The sequence below is a fragment of the Brevibacillus sp. AG genome (assembly GCF_028369215.1).
GTDB lineage: Bacteria > Bacillota > Bacilli > Brevibacillales > Brevibacillaceae > Brevibacillus > Brevibacillus porteri.
The window spans coordinates 587,406-612,091 of the sequence record NZ_JAQMYO010000001.1 but is presented as its reverse complement, the minus strand read 5'-3'; the positions used below and the strand labels follow the sequence as shown (position 1 = coordinate 612,091).

Here is a 24,686-nt window from a genome sequence, read left to right as displayed (position 1 = left end):
CTCACAGATTGTTTCATGTGAGTTTCACATTTTTTTTGAGACTTGTGCTTTTTACACATTCTCGATAAAAATAGATAGGGGCATCAAGAAACAACATGGGAAGTGAGAGGCATGCGTGTTCAGACACAAGTAAAACGAGATTGGTATATATTGGCGCTCATGCTCATTACGGTCCCGTTGGCAGGAGAGTTGAAATTTTATCCCGTCAATGAGACATTTCGAATTAGCTTTGGAGCTCCTACCTTTTTCTTCTTTTTATTACTGTTTCAACGAATTCCATCTGTGCTCGCTGGCTTTTTGACGGGGATGACGGTCGTATGCTTTCGGATTGTGATCGACCTCATCGCGGGGAATCATACAGCATGGGAGGCTTCCCTCCAAGCGCATTATTCTAGCTTTTTCTTTTATTTCGCCTATTCTGTTCTGTTTTATCTAACCGGAATGCGCCGTTTTCACAACAGGACGATTCTGGTTGGATTGATGGGGATGGTCATTGAGGTAGTGGCAGATCTGTTGGAGGTTCTATCCCAATATGTGCTACTGGATACTGTCCTCACTTGGGGAGCGGTGCAAGAGATGCTTGTCATCGCGCTATCCCACAGCTTTATCGTGATTAGTTTTCTCAATATGATGAAGCTGTACGAAGCACAGTCGCGGGAGCAACAGACAAGAAAACAGAACGAGCATATGCTGATGCTGATTTCAAACCTGTATGAGGAATCGATTCATCTGAAAAAAACACTGCAAAATGCCGAGAGTATTAGTATGAAGTCTTTCGAGCTATACCAAGGCTTGCATGAGCTTCATAAAGAACAGGTAGAATCTTCGAATGTAGAGAGCTTTGCCAAGCGAGCATTGATTGTCGCAGGCGAGGTTCACGAGATTAAAAAGGACAACCAACGTATTTTTGCAGGGCTTCACAAGCTGATATCCGATGAAAGCATTTCGGACTACATGGACATCCATCAGCTCGTGGACATTATTAATCGAAGCAATATGAAGTATGCAACTTTGTTGGAGAAGGACATACAAATCACAGCTTCCATTTCGGGGACACATCCGCTCTACCATGTTTTCATGATGCTCTCTCTAATCAATAATCTGGTGGCAAATGCAGTGGAAGCCATCCAGCAAACAGGAGCTATTTCCATTGAAATTGATCGGATAGGCGATGTTGTGGAAATCAGAATCAACGATGACGGACCGGGGGTACCTCCACGGCGAAAGGCTTTGCTTTTCAAGCCTGGCTTTACTACGAAATACGATCGAACCGGCAACCCCTCTACAGGGATCGGACTGTCTTATGTACAACAATTGGTGGAACAATGGCAAGGGGAAATCTCCTTACAGGATGGAGTAGATGGGAAGGGGACAACATTTCTCATGCGATTACCAATTGATCCGATAACGAAGAAAGAGTGAGAAGATGCTGTTTTATTTAGTTGATGACGATGATGCTGTACGTCTTATGTTGACGGAAATCATTGAAGACGAGAATCTGGGCGAAGTCGTGGGGGAAGCATCTGACGGCTCGATGGTAGACGGTCATACGTTAACCGCACGCAACGTAGATATTTTGTTGATCGATTTGTTCATGCCCAACCGGGATGGGATTGAAACGATTCGCCAAGTAAAGCCGACATTCACAGGAAAGATCGTCATGATTTCGCAGGCAGAAACGAAAGATTTGATTGCCCAAGCTTACGCCCTTGGAAGTGAATACTACATTATCAAGCCCGTAAACAAGATCGAAGTCGTGACCATCCTCCAAAAAGTAATCGAGAAAATTCGCCTAGAGCGTTCGATACGGGACATCCACAAATCGCTGAATGCCGTCATGCAAGTGGACCAGCAGCCTTCCGGACAACTTCGTCCGTCACAGGGCAAACCACTTCGAGAGGCGGGTCAGTTTCTGTTAACGGAGCTGGGTATCGCGGGAGACAATGGAAGCAACGATTTGCTAGATATTTTGGACTTCTTGCATGGATACGAACAGACGCATACGTTTAAAAATGGATTTCCAGCCCTGAAAGAGATTTTTGTGGCAGTAGCACAGGACAGGATCGGAGTAGCTGTGGACGATCCACAAGTCGCCAAGGTTGTCAAAGCTTCTGAGCAGAGAGTCCGTCGAGCGATCTATCAGTCGCTGAATCATTTGGCGTCTCTTGGGCTTGCAGACCTCTCGAATTGGAAGTTCGAAAATTACGCTTCTCAGTTTTTTGATTTTACGTATGTGTGGAAGAAGATGGCGGAGTTAAAGAGCAATGCCGCATCGCCTGGTTCAGATATTCGGATTAATATGAAAAAGTTCATTCAAGTGCTGTATGCAGAGGCGAAGCGTATTCAGTCGGAAGCGTGATTGTTCTGTGTCTGACGTGAAGAGGTAAGTCCTGATCATGTTGATTAGGGCTTTTTGTTTTGTATGGGAATGCAATTGTTTATTATTGACTAAACGTTCATTCAATAATAAACTTGGATCATATACCAAATCTACAATTCACGGAGGGATCACCGATGGATTTGTACTATGAGGTTACAGGAGAAGGAAAACCAGTTATTCTCTTGCACAGTGGCGGTGCTGATTTGCGAGATTGGACGTTCGTCGCGCCGATTCTGGCGAAGCATTATCAGGTCATCGCTTTCGACGGACGCGGATGCGGGAAATCGCCGTCTCCAACAGAGACAGCGAACTACGTCGATGATTTACTTGCCGTCATGGACCATTTCCAGCTGGATGAAGCCACTCTCGTAGGGCACTCGATAGGCGGTCGAATTGCTATGGATTTTAGGCTGACTTATCCGCAGCGAGTGAGCAAGCTCGTGCTGATTGCTCCTGATGTGACAGGGTATACACCGAGTCAGCCGTTCACGGAATGGATGCAGAAAATCCAAGCAGCACCGGATGTTGACCGAATGGTAGAGCTGTCCTTATCGGCCTGCCCGTACCGCTTCGTGATGGCAAGTCCGCAGAAGGACCTACTGGTAGAGATGGCGAAGCATAATCTAGCGAAAATGTTCGAGTGGGCGACATGGGAGTCCGTATGGCCGCAGCCCCCTGCCATTGAGCGGCTCAAAGAATTAGCCAATCAGGCATGCTTCATTATCGGGAAGGAAGATGCCCTGGATGCGCAGCGGATTGCTGAATATTTTAAAGAAGTATTACCAGAGAGAAGGTTTATCGAGATTACGGGTGCCGATCATAAACCGACGTTGACGCATCCTGAAGAAATCGCTCGCGCTATCACTGAATTTTTGGAGGATTGACTGAACCGTGCCACGTACCCCAGCTGAAAATGAACGTATTCGCCAAGCCGCAAAAGACAAAATCCATGCAGCTGCGATGACGCTCTTCATAAAAAAAGGCTACCACGCGACCTCAATCGACGATGTAGCCAAACAAGCCCAGATATCGAAGGGACTGCTTTACAATTATTACAAAGGCAAAGAAGAGCTTCTCGCCGCGATGGTCCAGGTACGGATCGAGGAAGTAAAAGAAGTGATGGAGGCTGCTACGAAGCTCGCAACGCCGCACGAACAGCTGCGCCATATTGTCGACGGTGCGCTTGATAACGTCTACCAGCGACCGGATGTCTATCGTTTTTACTTGAATTTGCAGACGCAGCCCGAAGATGATCGGGTACTTGCTTCTTACAGAGAGCAATTAAATGAGGAGTCACGCAGGCAGTTTGAAGTCCAGTGCCAGATATTCAAGCAGTTAGGCGTAAAGCAGCCGAGATTGAGATCGCTCTATTTTTCTTCGGCGCTCCAAGGCGCAATGCTAATGATGACGACTTATCCGGAAGGGTTTCCGGTTGAAGAGATGAAGGAGCAGATTGTACGGGAGTATGGTTGTCCTCCGGCAGAATCATAGCGTTACGTTCAAAAATGAAGAGGCTATCCCATTCGTAAATGATACTGGTGGGGCAGTCTCTTTTTCTGTACGTTTGGTATAACGGCTAATAGTTAGAGGGGGAAAATCATTCGCTTTTCAAAATCACGCGCGCGGAAAATATATCTAAATATTTAAAATTGACAGAAATAAACAAAACCAATATATTGGTTTCATGGACACAAACCTAATCAAACAAATCGAACGCCCCACATTACGCGAACAAGTATACCAAGGTTTGAAGAAAGCGATCATCATGCTAGAACTAAAGCCAGGACAACGAGTCAACGACAATGAGCTAGCGGCTTTATTTAACGTCAGCCGAACACCTGTGAGAGAAGCGCTCAAGCGGTTGGAGGACGAAGGGCTTATTGAATCTGTTCCGGGCTCTCTAACACGGGTGACCCCCTTACTTGAAAAGGAGGCGAAGAACGCTTTTCCTGTTGTTGCGGCTTTGCACGGGTTGGCAGCACGTTTGGCGATGCCACTTGAGTCAGAGGTCATCCGTAGTCTGGAGGAGTGGAATGAAAAGCTGGAGGTCTCACTCGAACAGCAAGATGTGATCAAAGCGATCGAAGCAGATGACGGCTTTCACGACGTGATCCTCGAGGCTGCGGGGAATCGTGAAATCTACCTGGCACTTGAGCGAGTTGTACCGAAAATTCGGCGTTTGGAATTTGCTCGGTTCGGTTCCTTAGAAGGGGTGGAATCAGTAGAACAGCACCGCAGAATCATCGAAGCGATTCGAGACAACAACAGCCAACTTGCCTCTTCCTTGATGGAAGAAAACTGGATCAACCTCGGCAAATTGCTTACGAACCATTCCAATGATGAATAGGGGGTAATGGCATGAGTACGGTTGAAATGAAGGGGGAAGTACATGATTCACGTGTTTTGCAATGGGCGCGTTCCATTATCGAAGAGAGTCCGTCCCACCGTCTGATCCAGCAAGAGATCGTGAATGCTGTCAACCGCAATGCGATTTGGCGAGGCGAGGAATGCCTGAATTTGCTCGCACCAGAAGCACCCACCACACCCATCGTACGTCAACTGCTCGCTTCTGAGGTTGGTACTCGCGCTGCGGAAGGACATATCGGCAGCACACAGAGATGGTTCGCTGGCACGAAATATATCGATGAAATCGAAGCGTTATGTGTTGAGCTATTGAAAAAAGTATTCCAAGCCAATTTTGCTGACCATCGATTGGTAGCGAGCATGATCGGGAACATGACGGTTTATGCGGCGTTAACGCAACCGGGCGATACGATTATGACGATCTCGCAACCGTTTGGGGGGCATTCCAGCAATCGGGTAGACGGGCCTGCTGGCATTCGCGGTTTACAAATTGTCGATGTGCCAATGGACCCCGTTGAGCTTACCGTTGATTTGGACGAGTTCGCCAAAGTCGCACGACAAGTTAGGCCAAAGCTCGTTACCTTAGGCGCCTCCATGACCATATTTCCATTTCCACTGAAGGAGATGGCTGAGATCGTGAAAGAATGGGGCGGTCGCATTTATTTTGATGGCGCACACCAGCTGGGGTTGATCGGTGGCGGTCAATTTCAGGACCCGTTGCGAGAAGGGGCATGTGTGATAACTGGCTCTGCTGGGAAAACATTTAGTGGCCCACAAAGCGGTATCATCGTCTGGAATGACCCGGAACTATCGGTACCGATTACAGATGCCATCTTCCCAGCACTTGCCGCGACACATCAAGTCAACCGGGTAGCGGCATTGGCTGCAGCGGCGGCGGAGTTTTTGGCGTTTGGCAAGGAATACATGGCGCAAATTGTGACGAATGCACAAGCACTGGGAAAAGCATTCGATGAACGGGGAATTCGAGTGCTTTGCGCGCACAAAGGCTATACACGTACACATCAAGTCATTCTGGACGTAAAAGAGTTTGGCGGTGGTTACGAGGTAGGCAAGCGGTTGGCAGAAGCGAACATCATCACGAACAAAAATTTGATTCCAGGTGACGGACCAGAGGATTGGGACTTCCCAAGTGGTTTGCGTATCGGGACGACAGAAGTTACTCGCTTTGGCATGAAGGAACAAGAGATGAACACGATTGCTGAGCTGATTGTAAGTGTGTTGTCAGGCAGGGAAAAGCCCGAGGTAGTCCAGTCTAAGGTGATCGAATTGCGCAGATCGTTTAGCAAGATGCAGTTCTGCTTCCCAGAATAGAGTAGGTAGGATAAACACCGTATGTCAGAGTTCAGACCTGGCATACGGTGCTTTTTCGAGTCGTATGTGGACTCTCATTCTTGACAATGTCATTTATTTTCGTAAATAATCGATTGATACCATCAAAGAATGGGAGTCTAAACGGATGAGTACAGACCATACAAACTCGGATGTTACCATTGATCATACGACGAAAGAGCTGGCTCTCGCATTTGGTCAGTTAAAGCGGATCGGACATGTTTTCAGTCCGTCGAAAGACCTCCGTCAGAGCGAATTGAATTTGCTTGTTCACTTGACCTACGTAAGTCCCCCAGGCACGAACGGCATCAGAGTTTCCGAGCTAGGCAAGCAGTTGAAAATAACGTCAGCAGCTGTGACGCACGTCATTCAATCACTCGAACAGCTTGGGTTTATCACCCGTACCGTGGGACCAAAGGATCGACGCTCTATTCTCGTAGCCCCTACGAAAGAGGGCTTTGATTTTGTGGCAGCAAGAGAGCAAGAGCTGTTTAATCGTTTTCAGCAATTGCATGAGCATCTTGGTACGGATGATGCGCAGGCACTCATACGGATTTTAACGAAATCAATCAGATTCCTGCATGCGTATCAGGATAGCGATGAAGCACGACCATAGTTCGATGATGGACTATGGTTTTTACTTGTTTTGATAAGAACCTTGCTCCAGCTCTTTGCGGATCGAGTTCGCAGAGGGACTCCAATGCAATTGTTGTTCCGCGCGCAAGCCAGATACTCTCTGGTTGATACTTGCCCCCCAAGCGGCTGGTCCTAATGCTTTGGCCGCATCCTCATAACTCCATGATTCTACTTTTTCTATCCCAGCTATTTTAGCAATCGAAGTCATGAGTTCTTTCGTCGTGATCATTTCCTTGGAAGTTGCATTGAATAATGATCCTGGCTGTGCTCGTAAAAAAGCGCATTCGTAAAGTCTCGCTAAATCATCAACATTGATCGTAGACCATGCCGTTTGCCCGTCATCAATATAGTTGGCTGATTGAGAGAGCTTCGCCCTTTGAATCGTTGCTTGTACGAGTCCACCGCCTCGACCGTATACAAGCGTTGGACGTATGACGATCGTACGAATATTACGCTCGGCTGCTCCTAAAACTTCCTGCTCCTGGTTCGCTTTCCATTGGAGAAAAGGCAAGGGAGCAAGAGGAGAGTCCTCATTCACGACATTCTCGTACGTATCGTTATAGATCAGCGTACCGCTCGTATAAATAAATGGCTTCCCAGTGCCTTCCAAACCTTTCAGCATTGCTTGAACCGCTGCTACATCGAGTTTTTCCATATCAGGTGTGTGCGAGATCGCCATATGAATGACACCATTGAATTTTTTTACACTTTCTGTTAGCAGTGTGGTATCCGCAAGATCGCCAACAATAGGGGTGAACCCTTGTGAGAGCAATCGCTCTGCTTTCTCTTTCGATCGAACAAGTCCAGCAACCTGATACCCCAGAGACTGAAAATGCTCGGCGACTACAGATCCAACATAACCTGTTATTCCTGTAAGCAAAACATTCATGACAAAACCTCCTTCATACATAATTAATTTAGTAACTAAATTATATGATACATTATTTAGTCACGTTCTCGTGATGTCAACAGTATTTATAATTAACTGAATATTGACAAAACAAAAGTTGGGTGTTATTTTCAGATTAGGAAAACGTTTACCCGTTAGATAGAAAGTGAGTGAAGAACCATTACTGTAACCATTAAAGACATCGCACAACTCGCCAACGTTTCCATCGCGACTGTTTCGCGCGTGCTGAACAATTCCAAGCCAGTCCGTCCAGAGCTGCGAGAGAGAGTCTTGAAAATCGTGCAAGAGACGGGCTTTCAGCCGAATGCGATTGCCAGGAGCTTGGTTAGCAAAGAAACCCGCATCATCGGGGTGATGATTCCCGATATCTCCAACAATTTTTACTCCAATCTCATTTACGGAATTGACAGCGTCATTAGCGAGTACGACTACAGCATGTTTTTGGCCATATCCGATGAAGTGGTGGACAAAGAGCTGAAGTACTTGCGACTGTTCAAAGAAAAACAAATCGATGGTGTCATTATCGCGAGTATTCATTTCCTGGAGGGCAATATCCAGACGCTGCAAGAGATTCAGGTTCCCCTTGTTGTTACCGGCCACGATTTGCCCGGCTATCAGATTCCTACTGTCAACGTCAATAATGTGCAAGCCTCCTATGATGCTACCGCCTATCTCATCTCGCAAGGCCATACAAAAATCGCGTGTATATCTGGTCCGTTATGGGACCCGCCGTGCGGTCTGGATCGCATGGGCGGTTACCGAAAAGCCATGCGGGCACATGATTTGCCCATCCATGAAGGATTCGTCGTGGAAGGAGAGTTCACAGCCAAGAGCGGTTACGAAGCCATGCGCCGTATTTGTGAGGAAAAAATTCGTCCGACAGCCGTTTTTGTCGCCACAGACCTGATGGCGGTTGGCGTCCTCAATTACTTGTACGATCATGGCATTCGTGTACCAGAAGACATCTCCGTCATGGGCTTCGACAATTTGGAGCTTGCCTCACTTTCACGCCCAATGCTCACCACCGTGCACAATGACCCGTTCATGTACGGAAAAGCCGCAGCAGAGCAATTACTCAGACAAATCCGCCATGAACCTGTAGAGAGAATGAGCGCCGTCCCACACCATCTCGTGATTCGACAAACTGTAAGCGCTTTATTGGAGTGAGGCAACAAGTCTTACCATATAGAAGAAGCAAACGAGTTTACGCATTCAAAAGGGGTGAAGAGATATGAAGCTTGGCGTATTTACGGTTCTTTTTAGCGAGAAGTCGTTCGAACAAATGCTGGATCATGTGAAGGCAGCAGGTTTAGAGGCGGTGGAAATCGGCACAGGCTGCTATCCGGGCAATGCACACTGCAATCTGGATGAGCTGTTGGAAAGTCCAGAAAAAAGACGAGCGTACAAAAAAGCAGTAGAGGATCGGGGATTGATAATCAGCGCGCTTAGTTGTCACGGCAACCCGTTGACACCAGATAAAAGCTTTGCGCAGCAATCCCACGATACGTTTGTGAAAACGGTACAGCTAGCCGAGATGCTGGAGGTGCCTGTGGTCAATTGCTTTTCTGGCACGGCAGGCGACCACGAAGGAGCGAAGTACCCGAGCTGGCCCGTTGCTCCTTGGCCCAATGAGTATCGAGACGTGCTCCATTGGCAATGGAACGAGAAGCTCATCCCGTACTGGCGCGAATGGACTGCGTATGCGACTGAGCATCATGTCAAGGTTGCGTTGGAGCTGCATGGCGGCTTTCTCGTCCACACGCCAGGGACACTGCTGAAGCTGCGGGAACAGGTAGGCGAGGGGATTGGGGCAAACTTCGATCCAAGTCACATGTGGTGGCAAGGGATTGATCCGGTAGCTGCGATCAAAATCTTGGGCAAAGAAAAAGCCATCTATCATTTCCATGCGAAAGACACGTATATTGACCAGGAAAAAGTGAACATGTACGGGCTGACGGATATGAATTCCTACGCCAATCTACATGAACGTGCTTGGTATTTCCGAACCGTAGGCTATGGGCATTCGCAGCAGACGTGGGCGGATATGATGAGTGCACTGCGTATGAATGGATACGATTATGTCGTGAGCATCGAGCACGAGGATGCCATCATGTCGATTGAGGAAGGCTTTTCGCGCGCTGTTCAAAATCTACAGCAAGTCATCTTGCGAGAACCAGTCCAGAATCTATGGTGGGTGTAGGAGGAGAGAAAATGACGAATCGACGCAAATGGAAAATCGGAATCATCGGTGCAGGGGGGATTACAGAAGCACACTTGGAGGCGATCAAAGAAGAGCCGCGAGCAGAGGTAGTTGCCATTGCAGATATTATCGCAGAAATGGCTTCCTATCGTGCAAAGCGACATGACATCCCGCAGGTTTTCACCGAATACGAGGCCATGCTACAAGAGTCTGATACAGACGCGATCATTGTTTGTGTCCCGAACTACTTGCATGCAGAAGCAACCAAAAGTGCGCTTGCAGCAGGCAAACACTTGCTGTGCGAAAAGCCGATGGCGATGAATGCCCAGGAAGCAACAGAAATGATCGAAGCCGCGAAGAAAGCAGATAAAATCCTCATGGTCGCACAAAACAACCGATTCCGAAGCGATTCCCTGCAAGTCAAAACGTGGCTGAAAGAAGGAAAGCTGGGAAACATTTATCACGCCAAGACCGGTTGGGTCAGACGAAATGGAATTCCAGGATGGGGAAGCTGGTTTACGCAAAAAGAATGGGCAGGCGGCGGTCCGTTGATTGATATCGGCGTACATATGCTCGATTTGACCTTGTGGCTCTTGGATCATCCAAAGCCTGTATCCGTCCTCGGGCAAACGTACGCGAAATTCGGGCCTCACAAACGTGGCTTGTCAGAGTGGGGCAGGATCGACGATAGCGGGAAGTTTGACGTGGAAGATATGGCTGTAGCGATGATCACTTTTGAAAACGGATTGTCGCTTACGCTCGATGCAAGCTGGGCTTCTCACATCGAAAAGGAAAACGTTTTCCTTCAACTATATGGACAAGAGGGCGGGGCATCCCTGCGTTTATTGGATAACCAGTTCACGCTTTACCACGAGTGGAACGGCGTAACTGCCTCGACAGAAATAAAACCAAAGCCTCAAAAAGAACGCGTACTCTTATTCCGTAATTTCATCGACGCCATCGAAGGGAAGGCAGAGGTTCTCTGCACACCGGAACAAGCCTTGTACATCAACAGATTGATCGAAGCCATCTACGCATCCGCACAAAAAGGTGAAGCAGTGCGTTTTAAAACATAGCATAGGGGGTTACTTAGATGAAAGTTGTGAAAAGACTTACATCCGTTGGACTTACCTTAGTAATGGCCTTCTCATTGGCAGCATGTTCCTCCACACCACAGCAAGCTTCTACGGATACAACCCCATCACAGCCTGCAACACCATCCGCACCCAAAACAGAGCCAGCACAGCAACCAGCAGAAAAAATCAAGCTCGTCTACGCACGGGGCAAAGACTCAACGGATTCCACTGTAAAGCTCGTGGAGGCGTTTCAAAAAGCAAATCCGAATATCGAGATTGAGATTCGCGAAATGCCTGCGGATACAGGACAAAGCCATGACCAGTACGTCACGATGTTCAGTGCACAATCGTCTGAGATCGACGTGTTTGACCTCGACGTCATTTGGCCAGCCGAATTCGCACAAGCGGGTTATCTCCTTCCGCTCGATCGCCTGATGGAGCAAGATGGAATCGAAACCGGAAAATATATAAAAGGGGCCATGGATGCCGGGAACTTTGGCGGCCAGCAATGGACCATGCCCAAGTTTATCGACGCGGGTCTCTTGTTCTACCGCAAAGATCTCGTATCCGAAGCTCCAAAGACGTGGGATGACTTGATTGCCCAAGCAAAAGCAACGAAGGGCAAGGGCGGCACGAAGTTCGGCTACTTGATGCAAGCCAAGCAATATGAAGGTTTGGTTTGTAACTTTGTCGAGTTCAGTGCATCGTACGGTGGAAAAATTTTGGATGAACAAGGCAAAGTAGTGGTCAACAATCCAGCTACGATCAAAGGGTTGAAAAAAATGATCGAGGTCGTCAAATCCGATTTCGTCCCAACCAATATCACCACATTCATGGAGCCGGAATCACATACGGCATTCCTCGAGGGGCAGGCACCTTTTATCCGCAACTGGCCGTATCAGTTCGCGTTGGCGCAGGATCAGGGTCAGTCCAAAATCGTCGGTCAAGTCGCGATCGCTCCACTGCCAGCTGGCGATGCAGGCTCCGCAGCAGCACTCGGCGGTTGGATGGGCGGAATCAACAAGTTCTCGAAGCACCCGAAAGAAGCGTGGGCATTCCTCAAATTCATGACAGGTCCAGAGGGTCAGAAAATATCCGCGGTAGAAGGTGGGCTCGCACCAACCTATTTGCCAGCCTACGATGATGCCGATGTTCAAAAAGCCAGTCCGTTGTTTGCCAACAAAGATTTCGTCGATGGCGTAAGTGCTGCTGTATCTCGTCCAACGACTCCGATCTATCCAAAAATTTCGGAAGTGATCCAGATCGAAGTATCCAAAGCGCTTGCAGGGCAGCAAACAGCCGAGCAAGCGGTGCAAAACATGGAAAGGCAGATGAACGACCTGATGAAAAAATAAGCGGCAACATGTGGGGCTTCCAAGGGGGTCTAACCGGCTTCCTTGGAAGTTACACAACGATCGGGCAATCACAAGCAAGCTTCTAGTGGGAAGGAAGGTGGTGAACGGATGAATCGATCAACCAAAATGTCTCTCTCAGAAAAACAGATGGGGTATTTGCTAATTTTTCCTGCACTGCTCATTATACTTGTTATCGCGATTTGGCCTGTCATGCGATCCTTTTGGATCAGTCTGCACGACATCCGGTTGAACGACCCGACGAAATCAGAGATTCACTCTTCATACGGACTAGATTTGGAGCGCTACGTCAGTACGTTACCCAATCTGCTTCGGTATGTAAAGAGGGAGGCGGACTCTGCAGAAGGGTCATCAAAGGAAAAATTGACCGCGCTCCAAGCGCAAATCGAACAAATGAACACTTCCCTCAACCAAACAGGCGAGGTCGCGAGCCGATACCAAATGATCGACCAGCTATTGCTGGACTTTAAACCAGTTCCCACAGAACTCAAATATGTGAGCCTCTCGAACGAACAAACAGACGCAATCAAAACCAGCTTGGCGGATGTTAGAGCGGTCCTTTTGCAAATGAGCGAGCAAAAGCTGCTTGCAAAGCCAGAGGGTGCTCTTGGCGTGATCCAAGGCATTGAAGCTTCGATTATCGAGCCCAACTTTGTTGGCTTTGCCTACTACAAGAAGTTTTTAACAGACGCTCGGATGTGGGGGGCTCTGTACAATACGGCGTTTTTTACCATTATCTCCGTTGCCATTGAATTGGTGCTCGGCATATTGATTGCCCTGTTGATCAATCGACCTTTTCATGGAAGGAGTCTTGTTCGAGCAACCGTGTTAATACCGTGGGCGATTCCAACTGTTATCTCCGCGATGATGTGGAAGTTTTTGTACGACGGGCAAAATGGCATCGTCGCCTATCTTTTTGAGCAGGCAGGGCTGATCTCAGATATGGGGATGCTCCTGACGACTAAGGCTGGCGCCATGTTTTCCGTTATTTTGGCAGATGTGTGGAAGACGACGCCATTCATGGCCTTGCTCTTATTCGCAGGCCTGCAAACGATCCCGCAAAGCTTGTATGAAGCAGCTTCTGTGGACGGTGCAACCCGCACCCAGCAATTTTTTCGTATTACGCTTCCGATGCTGAAATCAACCATTCTGGTGGCATTATTGTTCCGTACATTGGATGCATTTCGTGTGTTTGATTTGATTTACACGCTGACAGGTGGGGCACCCGGGAACTCGACCGAGACCATTTCCATTTACGCGTACAAAACGATGTTTGCTCAAATGAGCTTCGGAGAAGGCTCCGCGCTCGCAGTCATTGTTTTTTTATGTGTGGCGCTGATCTCCATCGGCTATGTCAAAATATTAGGAGCTGATCTGCTGAGTGATGGCAGTGGCAAATAAGGAGGTGATTGGATGCGCAAACATACGGGTCCCTTGTTTTACTTAGGTTTACTGCTATTCGTCTTTCTAGTGATGTTCCCGTTTTTATGGATTCTCCTCGCAGCATTGAAGCCACCAGCGGAGCTGTTTGGAGAGCGAGCCTTTCATTTTATCATCCAAAATCCTTCGTTTGACAACTTTGTCCGCGTCTTCACGGAAAGACCGTTTGCCCGTTACTTGTGGAATTCGACTGTCGTGGCGACGTTAACCACACTTTACTCCATTACGATCGCTTCTTTTGCTGCATATGCGATTGCCTGGCTGTCCTTCCGGGGAAAGACAATTATATTGGGTGTCGTACTGGCTGTGTCCATGTTTCCGCAGATCGCTACTATTTCACCTATTTTTATGTTCATGCAATCGATGGGCTTAACGAACAGCTACATCGGTCTGATCATTCCTTATACAACTTTCGCGCTGCCGCTTGCGATCTGGAACTTAACCATCTTTTTCCGCAAAATACCGAGTGATTTGGGCGAAGCAGCCAAAGTAGACGGCGCGAGCATTTGGCAGACGATGACCAAAGTGTTTTTCCCACTCGCCATGCCTGGGGTTTTTACGACGGCCATCCTCGTTTTTATAGCAGCGTGGAACGAATTTTTGTTCGCCCTGACGTTGAATACGCAGGAAGCGATGAAGACTGTGCCTGTGGGAATCGTTATGTTTCAGGGAATGTTTACAATTCCGTGGGGAGAAATATCTGCTGCCTCCATCATCGTGACGATCCCTCTCGTAGTAATGGTGTTGATTTTCCAAAAGCGGATTATCTCTGGCCTTACTTCTGGGGCAGTAAAAGAATAAAAGGGAGTCATTCTATCGTTTGTCTCGCAAATGTGATTATGATACGGTGGAAGCAGCAATCAGAAAGCGAGTTGACGGACGCATGAATAATCTTACAAAATTTCAGATTAACAGACCTGCGCATGAAGTGTTCGAAGCTTTCGTGGACCCGGCGAAAATCGGCAACTTCTGGTTCTCTTCCAGCTCGGCAAGGTGGGAGGAAGGGAAGAACATTACGTTATTCTTCGATATTTACAACGCAGAAGTAGGGATTACCGTTCACGAAATCGAAGTGAATAAACGCATCTTTTTCCAGTGGGCTGGAGAAGAAAATACGGTAACGATTACGTTAAACGCGCTGGATGAAGCCACGACGATCATTGAAGTGAACGAAGAGGGCTTTCAAGATGATGATCCTGCGCTCCTTCAAAAAATAGTCGACAATAAAGAAGGCTGGGTGTACGTCTTAAGCTGTTTGAAGGGGTATCTGGAGCATGGGATCCACACATTAAGAGAAGGACTTGTGAGATAGCCCTCAGAAGTTTTGCGAGACTATCCTCTGAAATAACGCGAAAGCCCGAACCTACGTGTATCGGGCTTTTCCTTTTGTGCTATTTAATTCCGAGGCTGCGTTTTTTTCGCACGAGTGTGGATATGTTCACTTGCAGCTTATCCGCACACTGCTGCATGGTGTCTGTCTCTTTCAAGAGGCGTTGGATATACGCACGTTCAAACCGTTCGACCGCTTCTTTTAGCGGTAACAGCTCATCCATTTTGGCGAGATGGAGCGGCAGGGCTGTCTGCTGGGTATTGCGAATGGACGCCGGCAACTGATCAAATGTAATTCGCCCATTTTCACACATGTGGAAAGAACGTTCCACCACATTTTTCAGCTCGCGTGTATTCCCTGGCCAGTCATAATCCATCAGTGCCTCTAACGCATCTGTTTCGATGCGCATTTCTTGCCGGTACTTCCATTCGAGCTTTTTCAAATAGTAGAAAATGAGAGCCGGAATATCCTCGCGGCGTTCACGCAAGGGTGGAATGGTGAGAGCAAGTACATTTAGCCGGTAGAACAAATCCTGCCGAAACCGTTTTTGTTCCACCATCGATTCCAGGTCGCTATTGGTGGCAGCGATGATTCGCATGTTAACCTGACGCGATGTTTTTCCCCCGAGTCTGCGAATCCGCCCATCCTGCAATACATTCAAGAGCTTCACCTGTAAAGGAAAAGGGAGGTCTCCAATCTCATCGAGAAAAATGGTTCCTCGATCCGCTAGCTCAAACAATCCCTCCTTCGATTGACTTGCCCCCGTAAAGGCGCCTTTCTCATAGCCAAACAATTCGGACTCGAGCAAATGCTCGGGAATGGCCCCACAGTTTATCTTAATAAATTCCCCTGTACGTCCGCTTTGGGCGTGAATGTAATTCGCCATGACATCCTTACCGACACCAGACTCGCCTAGCAAAAGGACGGGGGAGTCGTTGGTCGCAAAGCGTTTGGCGAGTGAAGCGATTCGATGCATGAGCCCACTGCGATAAATGATCTGCTCGTCAAAGTCACCATCGGTTTGGATATGCTCCAGCGCCCTTTGATATGCCGAGCTGATTTGACGTGTTTCCTCCAGCTCCTTCTGAAGCTGATTCAGCTCTGTGACGTCACGCACATTTCCCACGACAAACAATAATTCCTTGGTTGGATCGAGCAGCGGAGTAGCCGTGTTAATCGCTTGCCGACCGTTTGCATAATCGATCACGACACTATGGGTTTGTTTTGTCAAAATCGTACGTACAGCAGAAGAGTCAGGAACAAGATGCATTTCTTTTTGCTCCATAAAACTAAAATTATTCAAGATGTCTGCGGGAACACCCGTGATGTTCAAGTACGCCTCATTGTAGAGCAGGACGTAGCCGTTACGGTCACAGATCGCCAGTCCATCGTGGGACGTACTGAAGATAGTCGTCAGCAATTTTGCCAGCTCATGATTGTCACTGGCCTGGAAATACTTGGTTTGATACATCGAAGTCCTCCTAAGTAGGCTTGTAAACGGAATAATCAGAATTAATCATCTGTGTGCAATTATGCATATGCAAAAATGATCATTTTCGAATCGTATTGTTGTGAAATCGCTTTCAATTGTTTGGCATGCTACTTGCTCTTCTATAGGGAGGAAAGCAGAAGCATGACGAGCAGAATCATATTATCGAAAGACACCGCGGTGTTTTTCAGCGAAAAAGAGAGGGATGTTTCCATGTCTTCATTATATCAGGTATTGAGTCCAGCGGGTGAGCTGGTAGGCGATCTCAAGGGGCAATTAGACGAGGCGACGATGATCAAGATGTATGAAAATATGGTGCTGGTTCGCCAGTTTGACCGCAAGTCGATTAACCTACAGCGACAAGGCAGAATGGGCACGTATGCTCCCTTTGAAGGGCAGGAAGCTTCACAAGTAGGCAGCGCGTTGGCATTGACACCTGGAGATTGGCTTTTCCCAACCTACCGAGACCATGCGGCAGCGATCGTCCATGGTCAATCCATGGCACGGGTGTTTCTCTATTGGATGGGCCACATGGAAGGGAGTATCAGCCCGAAACATCTGCACATCATGCCGCCATGTGTACCGATCGCGACTCAAATGGTTCATGCGGTAGGGACTGCTTGGGCGAGCAAGCTGCAAAACGAAAAGCATGTCAGCATCGCCTACTTTGGTGACGGGGCAAGCTCAGAAGGCGATTTTCATGAGGCATTGAATTTTGCAGGCGTGTTTCAAACGCCGACGATCTTCTTCTGTCAAAACAACGGCTTCGCGATCAGCGTTCCATTTTCGCAGCAGTCTGCTTCGAAAACGATTGCACAACGTTCGGCCGCTTATGACATCACTGGGGTTCGGATAGACGGTAATGATATCTTTGCTGTTTGGCTGACCATGAAAGAAGCCATGCAACGTGCGTTAGATGGCAAAGGACCGACATTGATCGAAGCGGTGACATTCCGCTATGGCGCGCACACAACCGCAGATGATCCGAAGAAATACCGGGATCAAGAGAGCTTGTCCGAGGAATGGCGTCAAGAACGCGACCCACTCCAACGGCTGCGTGTATATCTGGAGAATCAAGGGTTGTGGAATGAAACGAAGGAAGTAGAGCTGATCGCACGGGTGAATGAACAAATCGACGCCGCACTTGTCGAAGCAGAAAGCTATCCGAAGTCCAAGCCGGAAGACATGTTCAAGCACGTCTACGCTGAACCATCGTGGATGGCAACGGAACAGGAGAGCGAGCTCGTCAAGCCATCGAAGCAGGAGGGAATCCCAGCATGAAACGCAAACTGACGATGATTCAAGCAATCACGGAAGCCATGGATCAAAAATTGGCAGATGATTCACGCATGATGCTGCTCGGCGAGGATATTGGCGTAAATGGTGGCGTGTTCCGGGCTACCGAAGATTTGATTCACAAGTACGGTCCGGAGCGTGTAGTGGACACGCCGCTAGCTGAGGCGGGAATAATCGGGGCGGCAATCGGTCTTGCCATGAACGGGAAAATTCCTGTGGTCGAGATTCAATTCCTTGCTTTTATTTATCCGGGCTTTGAACAAATTGTTTCTCATGCTGCACGCATGCGCTATCGGACTCGCGGACAGTACCATGTACCGATGGTCATACGTACGCCGTACGGGGCAGGGATTCGCGGGCCTGAGCTTCATTCCGAGAGTGTCGAAACGTTTTTTGCCCATGTCCCTGGCTTAAAGGTTGTGGCACCAAGCACACCTTATGATGCGAAAGGCTTGCTGATTGCAGCAATGGAAGATCCTGATCCAGTCATTTTTTTGGAGCCGACCAAGCTGTATCGCGCATTTAAACAAGAGGTTCCGGAAGAAATGTATCGTGTGCCCATCGGAAAAGCAAAGGTCGTCCAGGAAGGCTCGGATGTATCCATTTTTGCTTGGGGAGCGATGCTTCGTGTCGCAGAGGATGCTGCGAAACAGATCGAGCGCGAAAACGGCTTGAGTTGTGAAGTCATTGATCTGCGCACGCTCTATCCATTGGATCGGGATACGATCATAGCCTCGGTCAAAAAGACTGGACGTGCAGTTGTCGTACACGAAGCGCATAAGACTGCTGGCTTGGGTGCAGAGATCATCTCCATCATCAATGATGAAGCATTGATCTACATGAAGGCTCCCGTGAAACGGATTACCGGATATGACGTACCCGTCCCGCAATTTAGCATCGAGGATGACTATTTGCCAACGGCTGAACGCGTGAAGGACGGAATTATGGAAACGGCTACGTTTTAAGAGAAGGAGCGAGTCATATGGTTGAGTTCAAGCTTCCTGATGTGGGAGAAGGTATGCATGAAGGAGAAATCGTAAAAGTGCTGGTACGAACGGGTGAATCCGTTCAACAGGATCAGCCACTCTTGGAGGTGCAGACAGACAAGGTGAATGCCGAGTTGTCTGCGCCAGTGACTGGTATCATTCGTGAAATTTTCATAGCGGAAGGGGAAACAGTAGAAGTCGGAACTACCCTTCTCGTGATCGATGCAGGAACGGAAGCAAAGAAGGAAGAGACAAAGCTTCCAGAAAAGGTCGTAAACCCGGATAAGACAGTCAATTTTGCACCAGCTCGTGCTGATCACCGACGCTCATTGGCCACGCCATACGTTCGGCAGCTGGCACGGGAGATGAAGCTGGACATCGAGTTGGTCACGGGTACAGGAGCAGCTGGGCGTGTAACGGAAGAAGATTTGCGCCAATTCGCCAATCGACTGCAAAAATCTGCACCAGCTAAGTTTCCAGCGACGGCTACTGGCAATGAGCGTTTGTTAGAGGCAAGTACAGTCGCGGTTGAGACTGAAGCAGTTGTTCAGCCGAAAACAGGGTCCGCTACTCGTGTAGCCACTTCGTCACAGGGAGAAATCGAACGGCTACCGTTAAAAGGCATCCGGAAAAAGATTGCCGAGCATATGGTGAAATCAGTCACAATCATTCCGCATGTTACTTCTGTCGATGAGCTGGAGATGGATCAGCTGCGTGCTTTGCGTGAAAAGTTAAAGTCACATGCGGATAAACGAAATATCAAGTTGACCTTCCTGCCGTTCTTTATCAAGGCGCTGGTCATTGCACTGAAGGAATTCCCGACGCTTAATGCATCGATTGACGAGCATACGAATGAAATCTTGCTCAAGCGCTTTTACAATATCGGTATTGCTACAGATACGCCTGAGGGATTGATCGTACCAGTCATCAAGGATGCAGACCACAAATCTATTTTTCAACTCGCAGAAGAAATCGATCAACTGGCTCGCTTGGCTCGCGAAGGCAAATTGACCATGGAACACATAACAGGCGGCACCTTCACGATCAGCAATGTAGGTCCAATCGGGGGACTGCAAGCAACTCCCATCATTAATCACCCCGAAGTGGCCATTATCAGTTTGCACAAAATGGAGAAGCGATGGGTTGTGCGTGAGGATGAAGGGGTCATTCGCTGGATGATGAACCTGTCACTTTCGTTTGATCACCGCCTGATCGATGGCGTGACGGCAGTGCGTTTTACCAACCGGATCAAGGAGCTGCTGGAAGATCCGAATCTATTGTTTGCGGAGATGGTATAGATGGTAGTCGGCGAAGTAGCAGTCGAAACAGATGTGGTTGTCATCGGTGGTGGGCCAGGAGGTTATGCAGCCGCTATTCGTCTTGGGCAGCTGGGGAAATCGGTCGTTCTGATTGAAAAAGAAGTACTGGGTGGAGTCTGCTTGAATCGCGGATGCATTCCGTCGAAAGCATTGATTCATGCTGCAGGTGAATACCACAAGCTAAGTAGTCTGAATAAGCTTGGAATCCAACTGCCTACAGGCAAATCGACCTTTCATATGTCGAGCTGGCAGACGTGGAAGTCCTCTGTCGTTGCTCAACTGAACAATGGGGTCGATTATCTCTGCCAGGCCAATGGGGTTACAGTCGTAAAGGGGACAGCGACATTTCTCTCGAGTGATCGGATTGGCGTAGAGACGAGTGGCGATTTTGAAACGTACAAATTTAAACAAGCGATTATCGCGACAGGATCACGTCCATTCATTCCACCGTTTTTGAAAACAGATGGAGAATCTATTCTGGATTCTACTGATATGCTGGCATTGGATGAAGTACCAGAAACATTGGCCATTATCGGCGGGGGCTATATTGGAATGGAGCTCGGGATGGCGTTCGCCAAGCTTGGATCGCAGGTGACCGTCATTGAGGCAGCGGAGCGCATTTTGCCACAAACAGCTGCCCATCTCTCTCAAGAAGTGCTCAAGCAGGCGAAACAGCTTGGGATGACGGTAAAGATCGCGACAAAAGTAGAGAAGGCTGAGGTAGCGAATGGGAGAGTCACGCTCGCATGCACTTCGGTAAAGAACGGTTCTGAAAGTATCACCGCACATAAAACGCTCGTCACTATTGGGCGAGTGCCTAACACAGGTGAACTCGGACTTGCTCAGGTGGGAGTAGAAATGGACGAGCGCGGCTATATTCCCGTGACATCGACTGGTAGTACGAACAAGCCGCATATTTTTGCCATCGGCGATGTAACACCTGGCCCTGCGTTAGCCCATCGTGCGACGAAGCAAGGGATTGTGGCAGCCGAGGTGATCGCAGGGCTGCCTAGCAGTGTAGATTCCCCTTATGTCCCTTATGTGATTTTTACCGAGCCGCAAATTGCGGGTGTGGGGATGACACGAGAAGAGGCAGAGCTTCAAGGGTATAAAGTCAAAGTAGCAGCCTTCCCTTATCGAGCGAATGGCAGAGCACTCGCCATGGATGAAGGAGAAGGTTTTGCAGAAGTGATCGTGGATCAAGAAAGTCATTTGTTGTTGGGAATGCACGTTGTAGGTGCTGATGCATCGAACCTGATCGGGGAGGGTGTGCTGGCACTTGAGCTTGCTGCACGTGTAGAGGATGTGGCGTTAACCATGCATCCGCATCCCACTTTAAGCGAGATATGGCTGGAGGCTGCCGAAGCGGTGTTAGGTCATGCCATTCATATCGTAAACAAATCAAAAGTAGCTGTAAACAAATAGGTTTATCGTGAAACATTAAAGACAAGTGACGGATATTCATGACAATGATCAGCCTCGGAGCCTGTCAAGATTAGCACTTGCATGAATGTGCTACGCTTGAATTAATCTCGTGCAAAGGATGTGTGGTCATTATGAAATTGAATCACGTCAATCTTACCGTTACGGATGTTCCAGCTGCTTCTGATTTCTTGGAGAAATATTTTGGCCTGAAAAAGTTAGATACGTCGGCAGATGCCCGTGGCGATAATTTTGGGGTCCTATTTGACGATAACGGCCTGGTGTTTACCTTGATGAAGGGTGCCGAAGTCCAATATCCCAAGACATTTCATATCGGCTTCATCCAGGAGAGCGAAGAGAAAGTAAATGAAATCAATCAACGCTTAAAAGAAGATGGTTACAAAGTAGCTCCGCCAGTAAGATCGCACGGATGGACGTTTTATGTGAAAGCTCCTGGTGGCTTCACAGTTGAGGTACTTGCGTAACGCGTATACACATAGTCGAAAGCCTTCTTTTTCTCATAAGAAAAGGGGGGCTTTCTCTTTTCGTGCTCATAGATGTGATTGGCTTGAGAAATGAGAGACAAAACGCGAAAGGATGACTGTCAATGATCACCGAAATATTAAGGGGAATTTCGCGTGCGAGAAGTAATGTATCGGATCGATTGGAAGATAAATAAACGGAGAGGGGTGGCTCTCTGCGGAGACACTAGCCGAAAAAAGGCCAGAGTAACTTAAAATGATACGGTTGTATTATTTAAAATTGCATGTTATGATGTTTTTGTAAAAAATGGAAGGAGATGGAAATTGTGTATATTTTGTAATGTTCGAATGTCGCTACCAAGTCTATTCCCCTGTCAACTTGCTTCTCTTCTGAGGGCGAGTAAAAAGAAGAGTAAGAAGGAGTGTTTTACGATGAAAAAGTTTATGACTAGTTTAGCAACACTAGCATTATTGACTTCAGCAGTTCCTGCATTTGCACAGGAGGGACAGCAAACACCTGTAACTACTGCATCCACTCAATATTCGTCATCAAACGTTTTATCAATATCTCCTAATGAAGACGAAAAGTATGAAGATGTGTTTCAAGATATTGGGGTGAAGTTTAATTATATTCCAGGTGTAGATAGATACAAGTGGGTTCGTTACAATATTACCGATGGATATGAGGATATGACTGGTACCTCGTACACTACTAGCTCAAAAATTTATAGTTTCAGAATTGGAAAACTATACAGATTAACTGCTTATGCTGTAGACTCAAACAATAGAATTCTCGCAGTATCAGACCCGGTGGAAATTAGAGGGGAAAAAGGTTGGGATACGGTTATTAATTTTTGGTTGAAATAGTTACCTACTTAATAGATAGACAAAAAAGCACCCACGAGGTGCTTTTTCTTTTACAAAATGAACTCATTAGGCAACGGTTCATCCTCGCCCTTTGTCCAGTACTTCTCATCTTTGTCTGGAAAGGTCATTTTGAGAACATTAATTTGCCCATCGATAGCTCAGATAAATTTAAATGGACAGGCTCTCTTTTTTTCCAAAATGGAATCCCATGTGATAAGCACGGTCCAACAGCTGCTCGATATGCGCAGGATTTTGCGCCAAGGTGTCATAAAGGAACTCAACCCTCGAATCGTCGATTCCGACGTAACTGGAGATCCCGACATTGAGGTGGTGAACCATCATTTGGTCATAATTTCTTTTTTGAAAATGATCTTCAGGAGCAGCTGCGAGGCCGATCCACAATGCATGCTTATGATGCAGTTTACGTGAACCATAGGCAAACCCGTTGTTCCAGACGCGATCGATATATCCTTTCAACATGGCAGGCATGCTGAACCACCAGATCGGAAAAATAAAGGCTAACGCATCGTGCTTTTTCATGCGCTCCATTTCAATCTCGACCTCTTCGGAATATTTCTTATCCCCATTGTTCCAATCTGGCTCATCTTCCTCCCATAAAACAGGATGAAACCCAATGCGATGCAAATCCAATACTTCAACCTCATGTCCTGCATCTTTTAGTCCCTGAACGAAACGTTCTGATTGCTGATTTAGAAACTCCTATCTATTCCTATTTTCCCTGTTTAGAGCAAAAAACGGTCGATCCCGTTAAAAGCACGATTACGCTGTTCACTTGCTGTCGATGACTCCTGGATTTGATTGGCCAGATACGAGAGGATTGGGTCTTACGGCTTGGATTGGTGGAGTGAAAGAATCGATTCAAGGAAAAGTTGGTCAGAGGACAACTTCTACCCGCTTGATTTATTCAGAAAGTACATACTTGCAGCGGAATAGAACGAAAACCAGTTCAGGACACGAGCAGGTCCATAGAACTGGTTTCTTTTTACATGAAACATTTTACTTGAACGGTTCGTCTTTATGGACAAGAGTTTTGCTTGCGCCGAAAGTATACTCGAGGATCTGCCAAGTGAGAAGCGGAAGTAATTCTATGCTCTATTTTACAGTTGATTGAAAACAAGGATTTGTCCATTCCGTCCAAGGATGCATTCAAGTAAAGCAACGAGCAGGATGCAAGTGGATAAGGAAGGTCTTGTGTACCCATAATACCTTTGACAGACAACAAAGAATTCGGGGTGTTTAGAATGAAAAGATGGAAACTGTTATCGCTCATGCTGGTTACCGCGTTGGGGTTAAGTGCATGTGGCGGTCCTGCTGCACCGGATGTACTGGAGCAAGTAGAGATTGTACCGAAACCTACGTTTACAGTAGGGAGTGAAGTCATCTTGAAAGCAAGTCACCAACCGGGGATGCAAGGGGCAAAAGCAAAGATTGTGGGCGCTTACGACACAACGGCCTATTCAGTGACCTATACGCCTACAACGGGTGAGCCTCTTGTGAAGGGTTATAAATGGATTATTCAAGAGGAAATCAAGAACCATATCAAGCAACCGTATGATCCGGGAACGGAAGTCATCTTGAAGGCGGATCATGTGAAAGGGATGCTCGATGCATCAGGCAAGCTTGATACGGCAAATACAACGACGGTCTATATGATCGATTACACTCCCACAACAGGGGGAGGAGAAGTGAAGAACTACAAATGGGTGACGGAAGATGAGATATCACCAGTCAAATGATCGATGTCA

Annotated in this window: 23 protein-coding genes and 1 pseudogene; 21 read left to right on the top strand and 3 right to left on the bottom strand. The window is 47.6% G+C overall.

Translation table 11 applies throughout. The annotated features are described in order from the left end of the window. Nucleotides 1-111: 111 nt before the first annotated feature. From POF51_RS02595 to POF51_RS02565, 7 genes are all read left to right on the top strand, one after another. Entirely contained in the window at nt 112-1,422 is a 1,311-nt protein-coding gene (locus tag POF51_RS02595; protein ID WP_069845123.1) for an ATP-binding protein, read from the top strand. A gap of 4 nt (nt 1,423-1,426) precedes the next feature. Next, nucleotides 1,427-2,359: a response regulator gene (locus POF51_RS02590; protein ID WP_017248377.1), complete on the top strand. Its 933-nt coding sequence runs from the start codon at nt 1,427-1,429 to the stop codon at nt 2,357-2,359. Between the two features lie 155 nt (nt 2,360-2,514). Continuing rightward, a complete protein-coding gene (locus POF51_RS02585) occupies nt 2,515-3,264 on the top strand; it encodes an alpha/beta fold hydrolase (RefSeq protein WP_271753660.1) in 750 nt (249 codons plus the stop codon). Nucleotides 3,265-3,271: 7 nt separating this feature from the next. Next, nucleotides 3,272-3,871: a TetR/AcrR family transcriptional regulator gene (locus POF51_RS02580; RefSeq protein WP_069845121.1), complete on the top strand. Its 600-nt coding sequence runs from the start codon at nt 3,272-3,274 to the stop codon at nt 3,869-3,871. 193 nt (nt 3,872-4,064) lie between these two features. After that, the gene (locus POF51_RS02575; protein ID WP_271753658.1) at nt 4,065-4,727 is read left to right on the top strand and encodes a GntR family transcriptional regulator; all 663 of its coding nucleotides are present in this window, start codon (nt 4,065-4,067) and stop codon (nt 4,725-4,727) included. A gap of 11 nt (nt 4,728-4,738) precedes the next feature. Further along, nucleotides 4,739-6,076, top strand: a complete 1,338-nt coding sequence (gene glyA, locus POF51_RS02570) for a serine hydroxymethyltransferase (protein WP_069845119.1) — start codon at nt 4,739-4,741, stop codon at nt 6,074-6,076. A gap of 145 nt (nt 6,077-6,221) precedes the next feature. Continuing rightward, nucleotides 6,222-6,710 (top strand): MarR family winged helix-turn-helix transcriptional regulator, encoded by a 489-nt coding sequence (locus tag POF51_RS02565; protein WP_069845118.1) that lies wholly within the window; start codon nt 6,222-6,224, stop codon nt 6,708-6,710. Between the two features lie 21 nt (nt 6,711-6,731). Here the strand turns inward: POF51_RS02565 and POF51_RS02560 are convergent, their stop codons facing one another. Further along, nucleotides 6,732-7,619: an NAD-dependent epimerase/dehydratase family protein gene (locus POF51_RS02560; RefSeq protein WP_069845117.1), complete on the bottom strand. Its 888-nt coding sequence runs from the start codon at nt 7,617-7,619 to the stop codon at nt 6,732-6,734. A 180-nt stretch (nt 7,620-7,799) separates the two neighbouring features. Here POF51_RS02560 and POF51_RS02555 point away from each other — a divergent pair, with 180 nt between their 5' ends. The 7 genes from POF51_RS02555 to POF51_RS02525 all read left to right on the top strand — a co-directional run bounded on the left by POF51_RS02555 (nt 7,800) and on the right by POF51_RS02525 (nt 15,041). Then, a complete protein-coding gene (locus POF51_RS02555; protein ID WP_069845116.1) occupies nt 7,800-8,807 on the top strand; it encodes a LacI family DNA-binding transcriptional regulator in 1,008 nt (335 codons plus the stop codon). A 64-nt stretch (nt 8,808-8,871) separates the two neighbouring features. Beyond that, a complete protein-coding gene (locus POF51_RS02550) occupies nt 8,872-9,840 on the top strand; it encodes a sugar phosphate isomerase/epimerase family protein (protein ID WP_069845115.1) in 969 nt (322 codons plus the stop codon). An 11-nt stretch (nt 9,841-9,851) separates the two neighbouring features. Further along, nucleotides 9,852-10,916 carry a Gfo/Idh/MocA family protein gene (locus tag POF51_RS02545; RefSeq protein WP_271753651.1) on the top strand — a complete coding sequence of 355 codons (1,065 nt, stop codon included), beginning with the start codon at nt 9,852-9,854 and terminating at the stop codon, nt 10,914-10,916. 17 nt (nt 10,917-10,933) lie between these two features. Beyond that, complete coding sequence (locus POF51_RS02540) at nt 10,934-12,271, top strand: ABC transporter substrate-binding protein (protein ID WP_069845113.1); 1,338 nt, start codon at nt 10,934-10,936, stop codon at nt 12,269-12,271. Between the two features lie 108 nt (nt 12,272-12,379). Further along, nucleotides 12,380-13,690 carry a carbohydrate ABC transporter permease gene (locus POF51_RS02535; RefSeq protein ID WP_069845112.1) on the top strand — a complete coding sequence of 437 codons (1,311 nt, stop codon included), beginning with the start codon at nt 12,380-12,382 and terminating at the stop codon, nt 13,688-13,690. A 12-nt stretch (nt 13,691-13,702) separates the two neighbouring features. Then, entirely contained in the window at nt 13,703-14,530 is an 828-nt protein-coding gene (locus POF51_RS02530) for a carbohydrate ABC transporter permease (RefSeq protein WP_069845111.1), read from the top strand. A 19-nt stretch (nt 14,531-14,549) separates the two neighbouring features. After that, nucleotides 14,550-15,041: an SRPBCC family protein gene (locus tag POF51_RS02525; protein WP_069845110.1), complete on the top strand. Its 492-nt coding sequence runs from the start codon at nt 14,550-14,552 to the stop codon at nt 15,039-15,041. Between the two features lie 79 nt (nt 15,042-15,120). Here POF51_RS02525 and POF51_RS02520 read toward each other — a convergent pair whose 3' ends face one another. Then, the gene (locus POF51_RS02520) at nt 15,121-16,530 is read right to left on the bottom strand and encodes a sigma-54 interaction domain-containing protein (protein ID WP_069845109.1); all 1,410 of its coding nucleotides are present in this window, start codon (nt 16,528-16,530) and stop codon (nt 15,121-15,123) included. A gap of 231 nt (nt 16,531-16,761) precedes the next feature. Between POF51_RS02520 and pdhA the strand changes: the two genes are divergently transcribed. The 6 genes from pdhA to POF51_RS02490 all read left to right on the top strand — a co-directional run bounded on the left by pdhA (nt 16,762) and on the right by POF51_RS02490 (nt 22,920). Further along, nucleotides 16,762-17,829, top strand: a complete 1,068-nt coding sequence (gene pdhA, locus POF51_RS02515) for a pyruvate dehydrogenase (acetyl-transferring) E1 component subunit alpha (RefSeq protein ID WP_069845488.1) — start codon at nt 16,762-16,764, stop codon at nt 17,827-17,829. After that, a complete protein-coding gene (locus POF51_RS02510) occupies nt 17,826-18,809 on the top strand; it encodes an alpha-ketoacid dehydrogenase subunit beta (RefSeq protein WP_069845108.1) in 984 nt (327 codons plus the stop codon). The genes pdhA and POF51_RS02510 overlap by 4 nt, the downstream gene beginning before the upstream one ends. A gap of 17 nt (nt 18,810-18,826) precedes the next feature. Further along, nucleotides 18,827-20,128, top strand: a complete 1,302-nt coding sequence (locus POF51_RS02505; protein ID WP_069845107.1) for a dihydrolipoamide acetyltransferase family protein — start codon at nt 18,827-18,829, stop codon at nt 20,126-20,128. After that, nucleotides 20,129-21,574: a dihydrolipoyl dehydrogenase gene (lpdA, locus tag POF51_RS02500; protein ID WP_069845106.1), complete on the top strand. Its 1,446-nt coding sequence runs from the start codon at nt 20,129-20,131 to the stop codon at nt 21,572-21,574. 131 nt (nt 21,575-21,705) lie between these two features. Continuing rightward, complete coding sequence (locus POF51_RS02495; RefSeq protein WP_017248396.1) at nt 21,706-22,056, top strand: VOC family protein; 351 nt, start codon at nt 21,706-21,708, stop codon at nt 22,054-22,056. 429 nt (nt 22,057-22,485) lie between these two features. Continuing rightward, nucleotides 22,486-22,920, top strand: a complete 435-nt coding sequence (locus POF51_RS02490) for a hypothetical protein (protein ID WP_069845105.1) — start codon at nt 22,486-22,488, stop codon at nt 22,918-22,920. A 168-nt stretch (nt 22,921-23,088) separates the two neighbouring features. Here the strand turns inward: POF51_RS02490 and POF51_RS02485 are convergent. Further along, nucleotides 23,089-23,622, bottom strand: a pseudogene (locus tag POF51_RS02485) (NAD(P)H oxidoreductase); the annotation flags it as partial. Between the two features lie 560 nt (nt 23,623-24,182). Between POF51_RS02485 and POF51_RS02480 the strand changes: the two are divergent. Next, a complete protein-coding gene (locus tag POF51_RS02480) occupies nt 24,183-24,677 on the top strand; it encodes a YdhK family protein (RefSeq protein ID WP_069845104.1) in 495 nt (164 codons plus the stop codon). Nucleotides 24,678-24,686: the final 9 nt, after the last annotated feature.

Bases quoted from the DNA above. Each gene is read 5' to 3' on its own strand.
- POF51_RS02595 (WP_069845123.1), top strand. From the start codon at position 112: ATGCGTGTTCAGACACAAGTAAAACGAGATTGGTATATATTGGCGCTC.
- POF51_RS02590 (WP_017248377.1), top strand. From the start codon at position 1,427: ATGCTGTTTTATTTAGTTGATGACGATGATGCTGTACGTCTTATGTTG.
- POF51_RS02585 (WP_271753660.1), top strand. From the start codon at position 2,515: ATGGATTTGTACTATGAGGTTACAGGAGAAGGAAAACCAGTTATTCTC.
- POF51_RS02575 (WP_271753658.1), top strand. From the start codon at position 4,065: ATGGACACAAACCTAATCAAACAAATCGAACGCCCCACATTACGCGAA.
- glyA (WP_069845119.1), top strand. From the start codon at position 4,739: ATGAGTACGGTTGAAATGAAGGGGGAAGTACATGATTCACGTGTTTTG.
- POF51_RS02565 (WP_069845118.1), top strand. From the start codon at position 6,222: ATGAGTACAGACCATACAAACTCGGATGTTACCATTGATCATACGACG.
- POF51_RS02560 (WP_069845117.1), bottom strand. From the start codon at position 7,619: ATGAATGTTTTGCTTACAGGAATAACAGGTTATGTTGGATCTGTAGTC.
- POF51_RS02550 (WP_069845115.1), top strand. From the start codon at position 8,872: ATGAAGCTTGGCGTATTTACGGTTCTTTTTAGCGAGAAGTCGTTCGAA.
- POF51_RS02545 (WP_271753651.1), top strand. From the start codon at position 9,852: ATGACGAATCGACGCAAATGGAAAATCGGAATCATCGGTGCAGGGGGG.
- POF51_RS02540 (WP_069845113.1), top strand. From the start codon at position 10,934: ATGAAAGTTGTGAAAAGACTTACATCCGTTGGACTTACCTTAGTAATG.
- POF51_RS02535 (WP_069845112.1), top strand. From the start codon at position 12,380: ATGAATCGATCAACCAAAATGTCTCTCTCAGAAAAACAGATGGGGTAT.
- POF51_RS02530 (WP_069845111.1), top strand. From the start codon at position 13,703: ATGCGCAAACATACGGGTCCCTTGTTTTACTTAGGTTTACTGCTATTC.
- POF51_RS02520 (WP_069845109.1), bottom strand. From the start codon at position 16,530: ATGTATCAAACCAAGTATTTCCAGGCCAGTGACAATCATGAGCTGGCA.
- pdhA (WP_069845488.1), top strand. From the start codon at position 16,762: ATGTCTTCATTATATCAGGTATTGAGTCCAGCGGGTGAGCTGGTAGGC.
- POF51_RS02510 (WP_069845108.1), top strand. From the start codon at position 17,826: ATGAAACGCAAACTGACGATGATTCAAGCAATCACGGAAGCCATGGAT.
- POF51_RS02505 (WP_069845107.1), top strand. From the start codon at position 18,827: ATGGTTGAGTTCAAGCTTCCTGATGTGGGAGAAGGTATGCATGAAGGA.
- lpdA (WP_069845106.1), top strand. From the start codon at position 20,129: ATGGTAGTCGGCGAAGTAGCAGTCGAAACAGATGTGGTTGTCATCGGT.
- POF51_RS02495 (WP_017248396.1), top strand. From the start codon at position 21,706: ATGAAATTGAATCACGTCAATCTTACCGTTACGGATGTTCCAGCTGCT.
- POF51_RS02490 (WP_069845105.1), top strand. From the start codon at position 22,486: ATGAAAAAGTTTATGACTAGTTTAGCAACACTAGCATTATTGACTTCA.
- POF51_RS02480 (WP_069845104.1), top strand. From the start codon at position 24,183: ATGAAAAGATGGAAACTGTTATCGCTCATGCTGGTTACCGCGTTGGGG.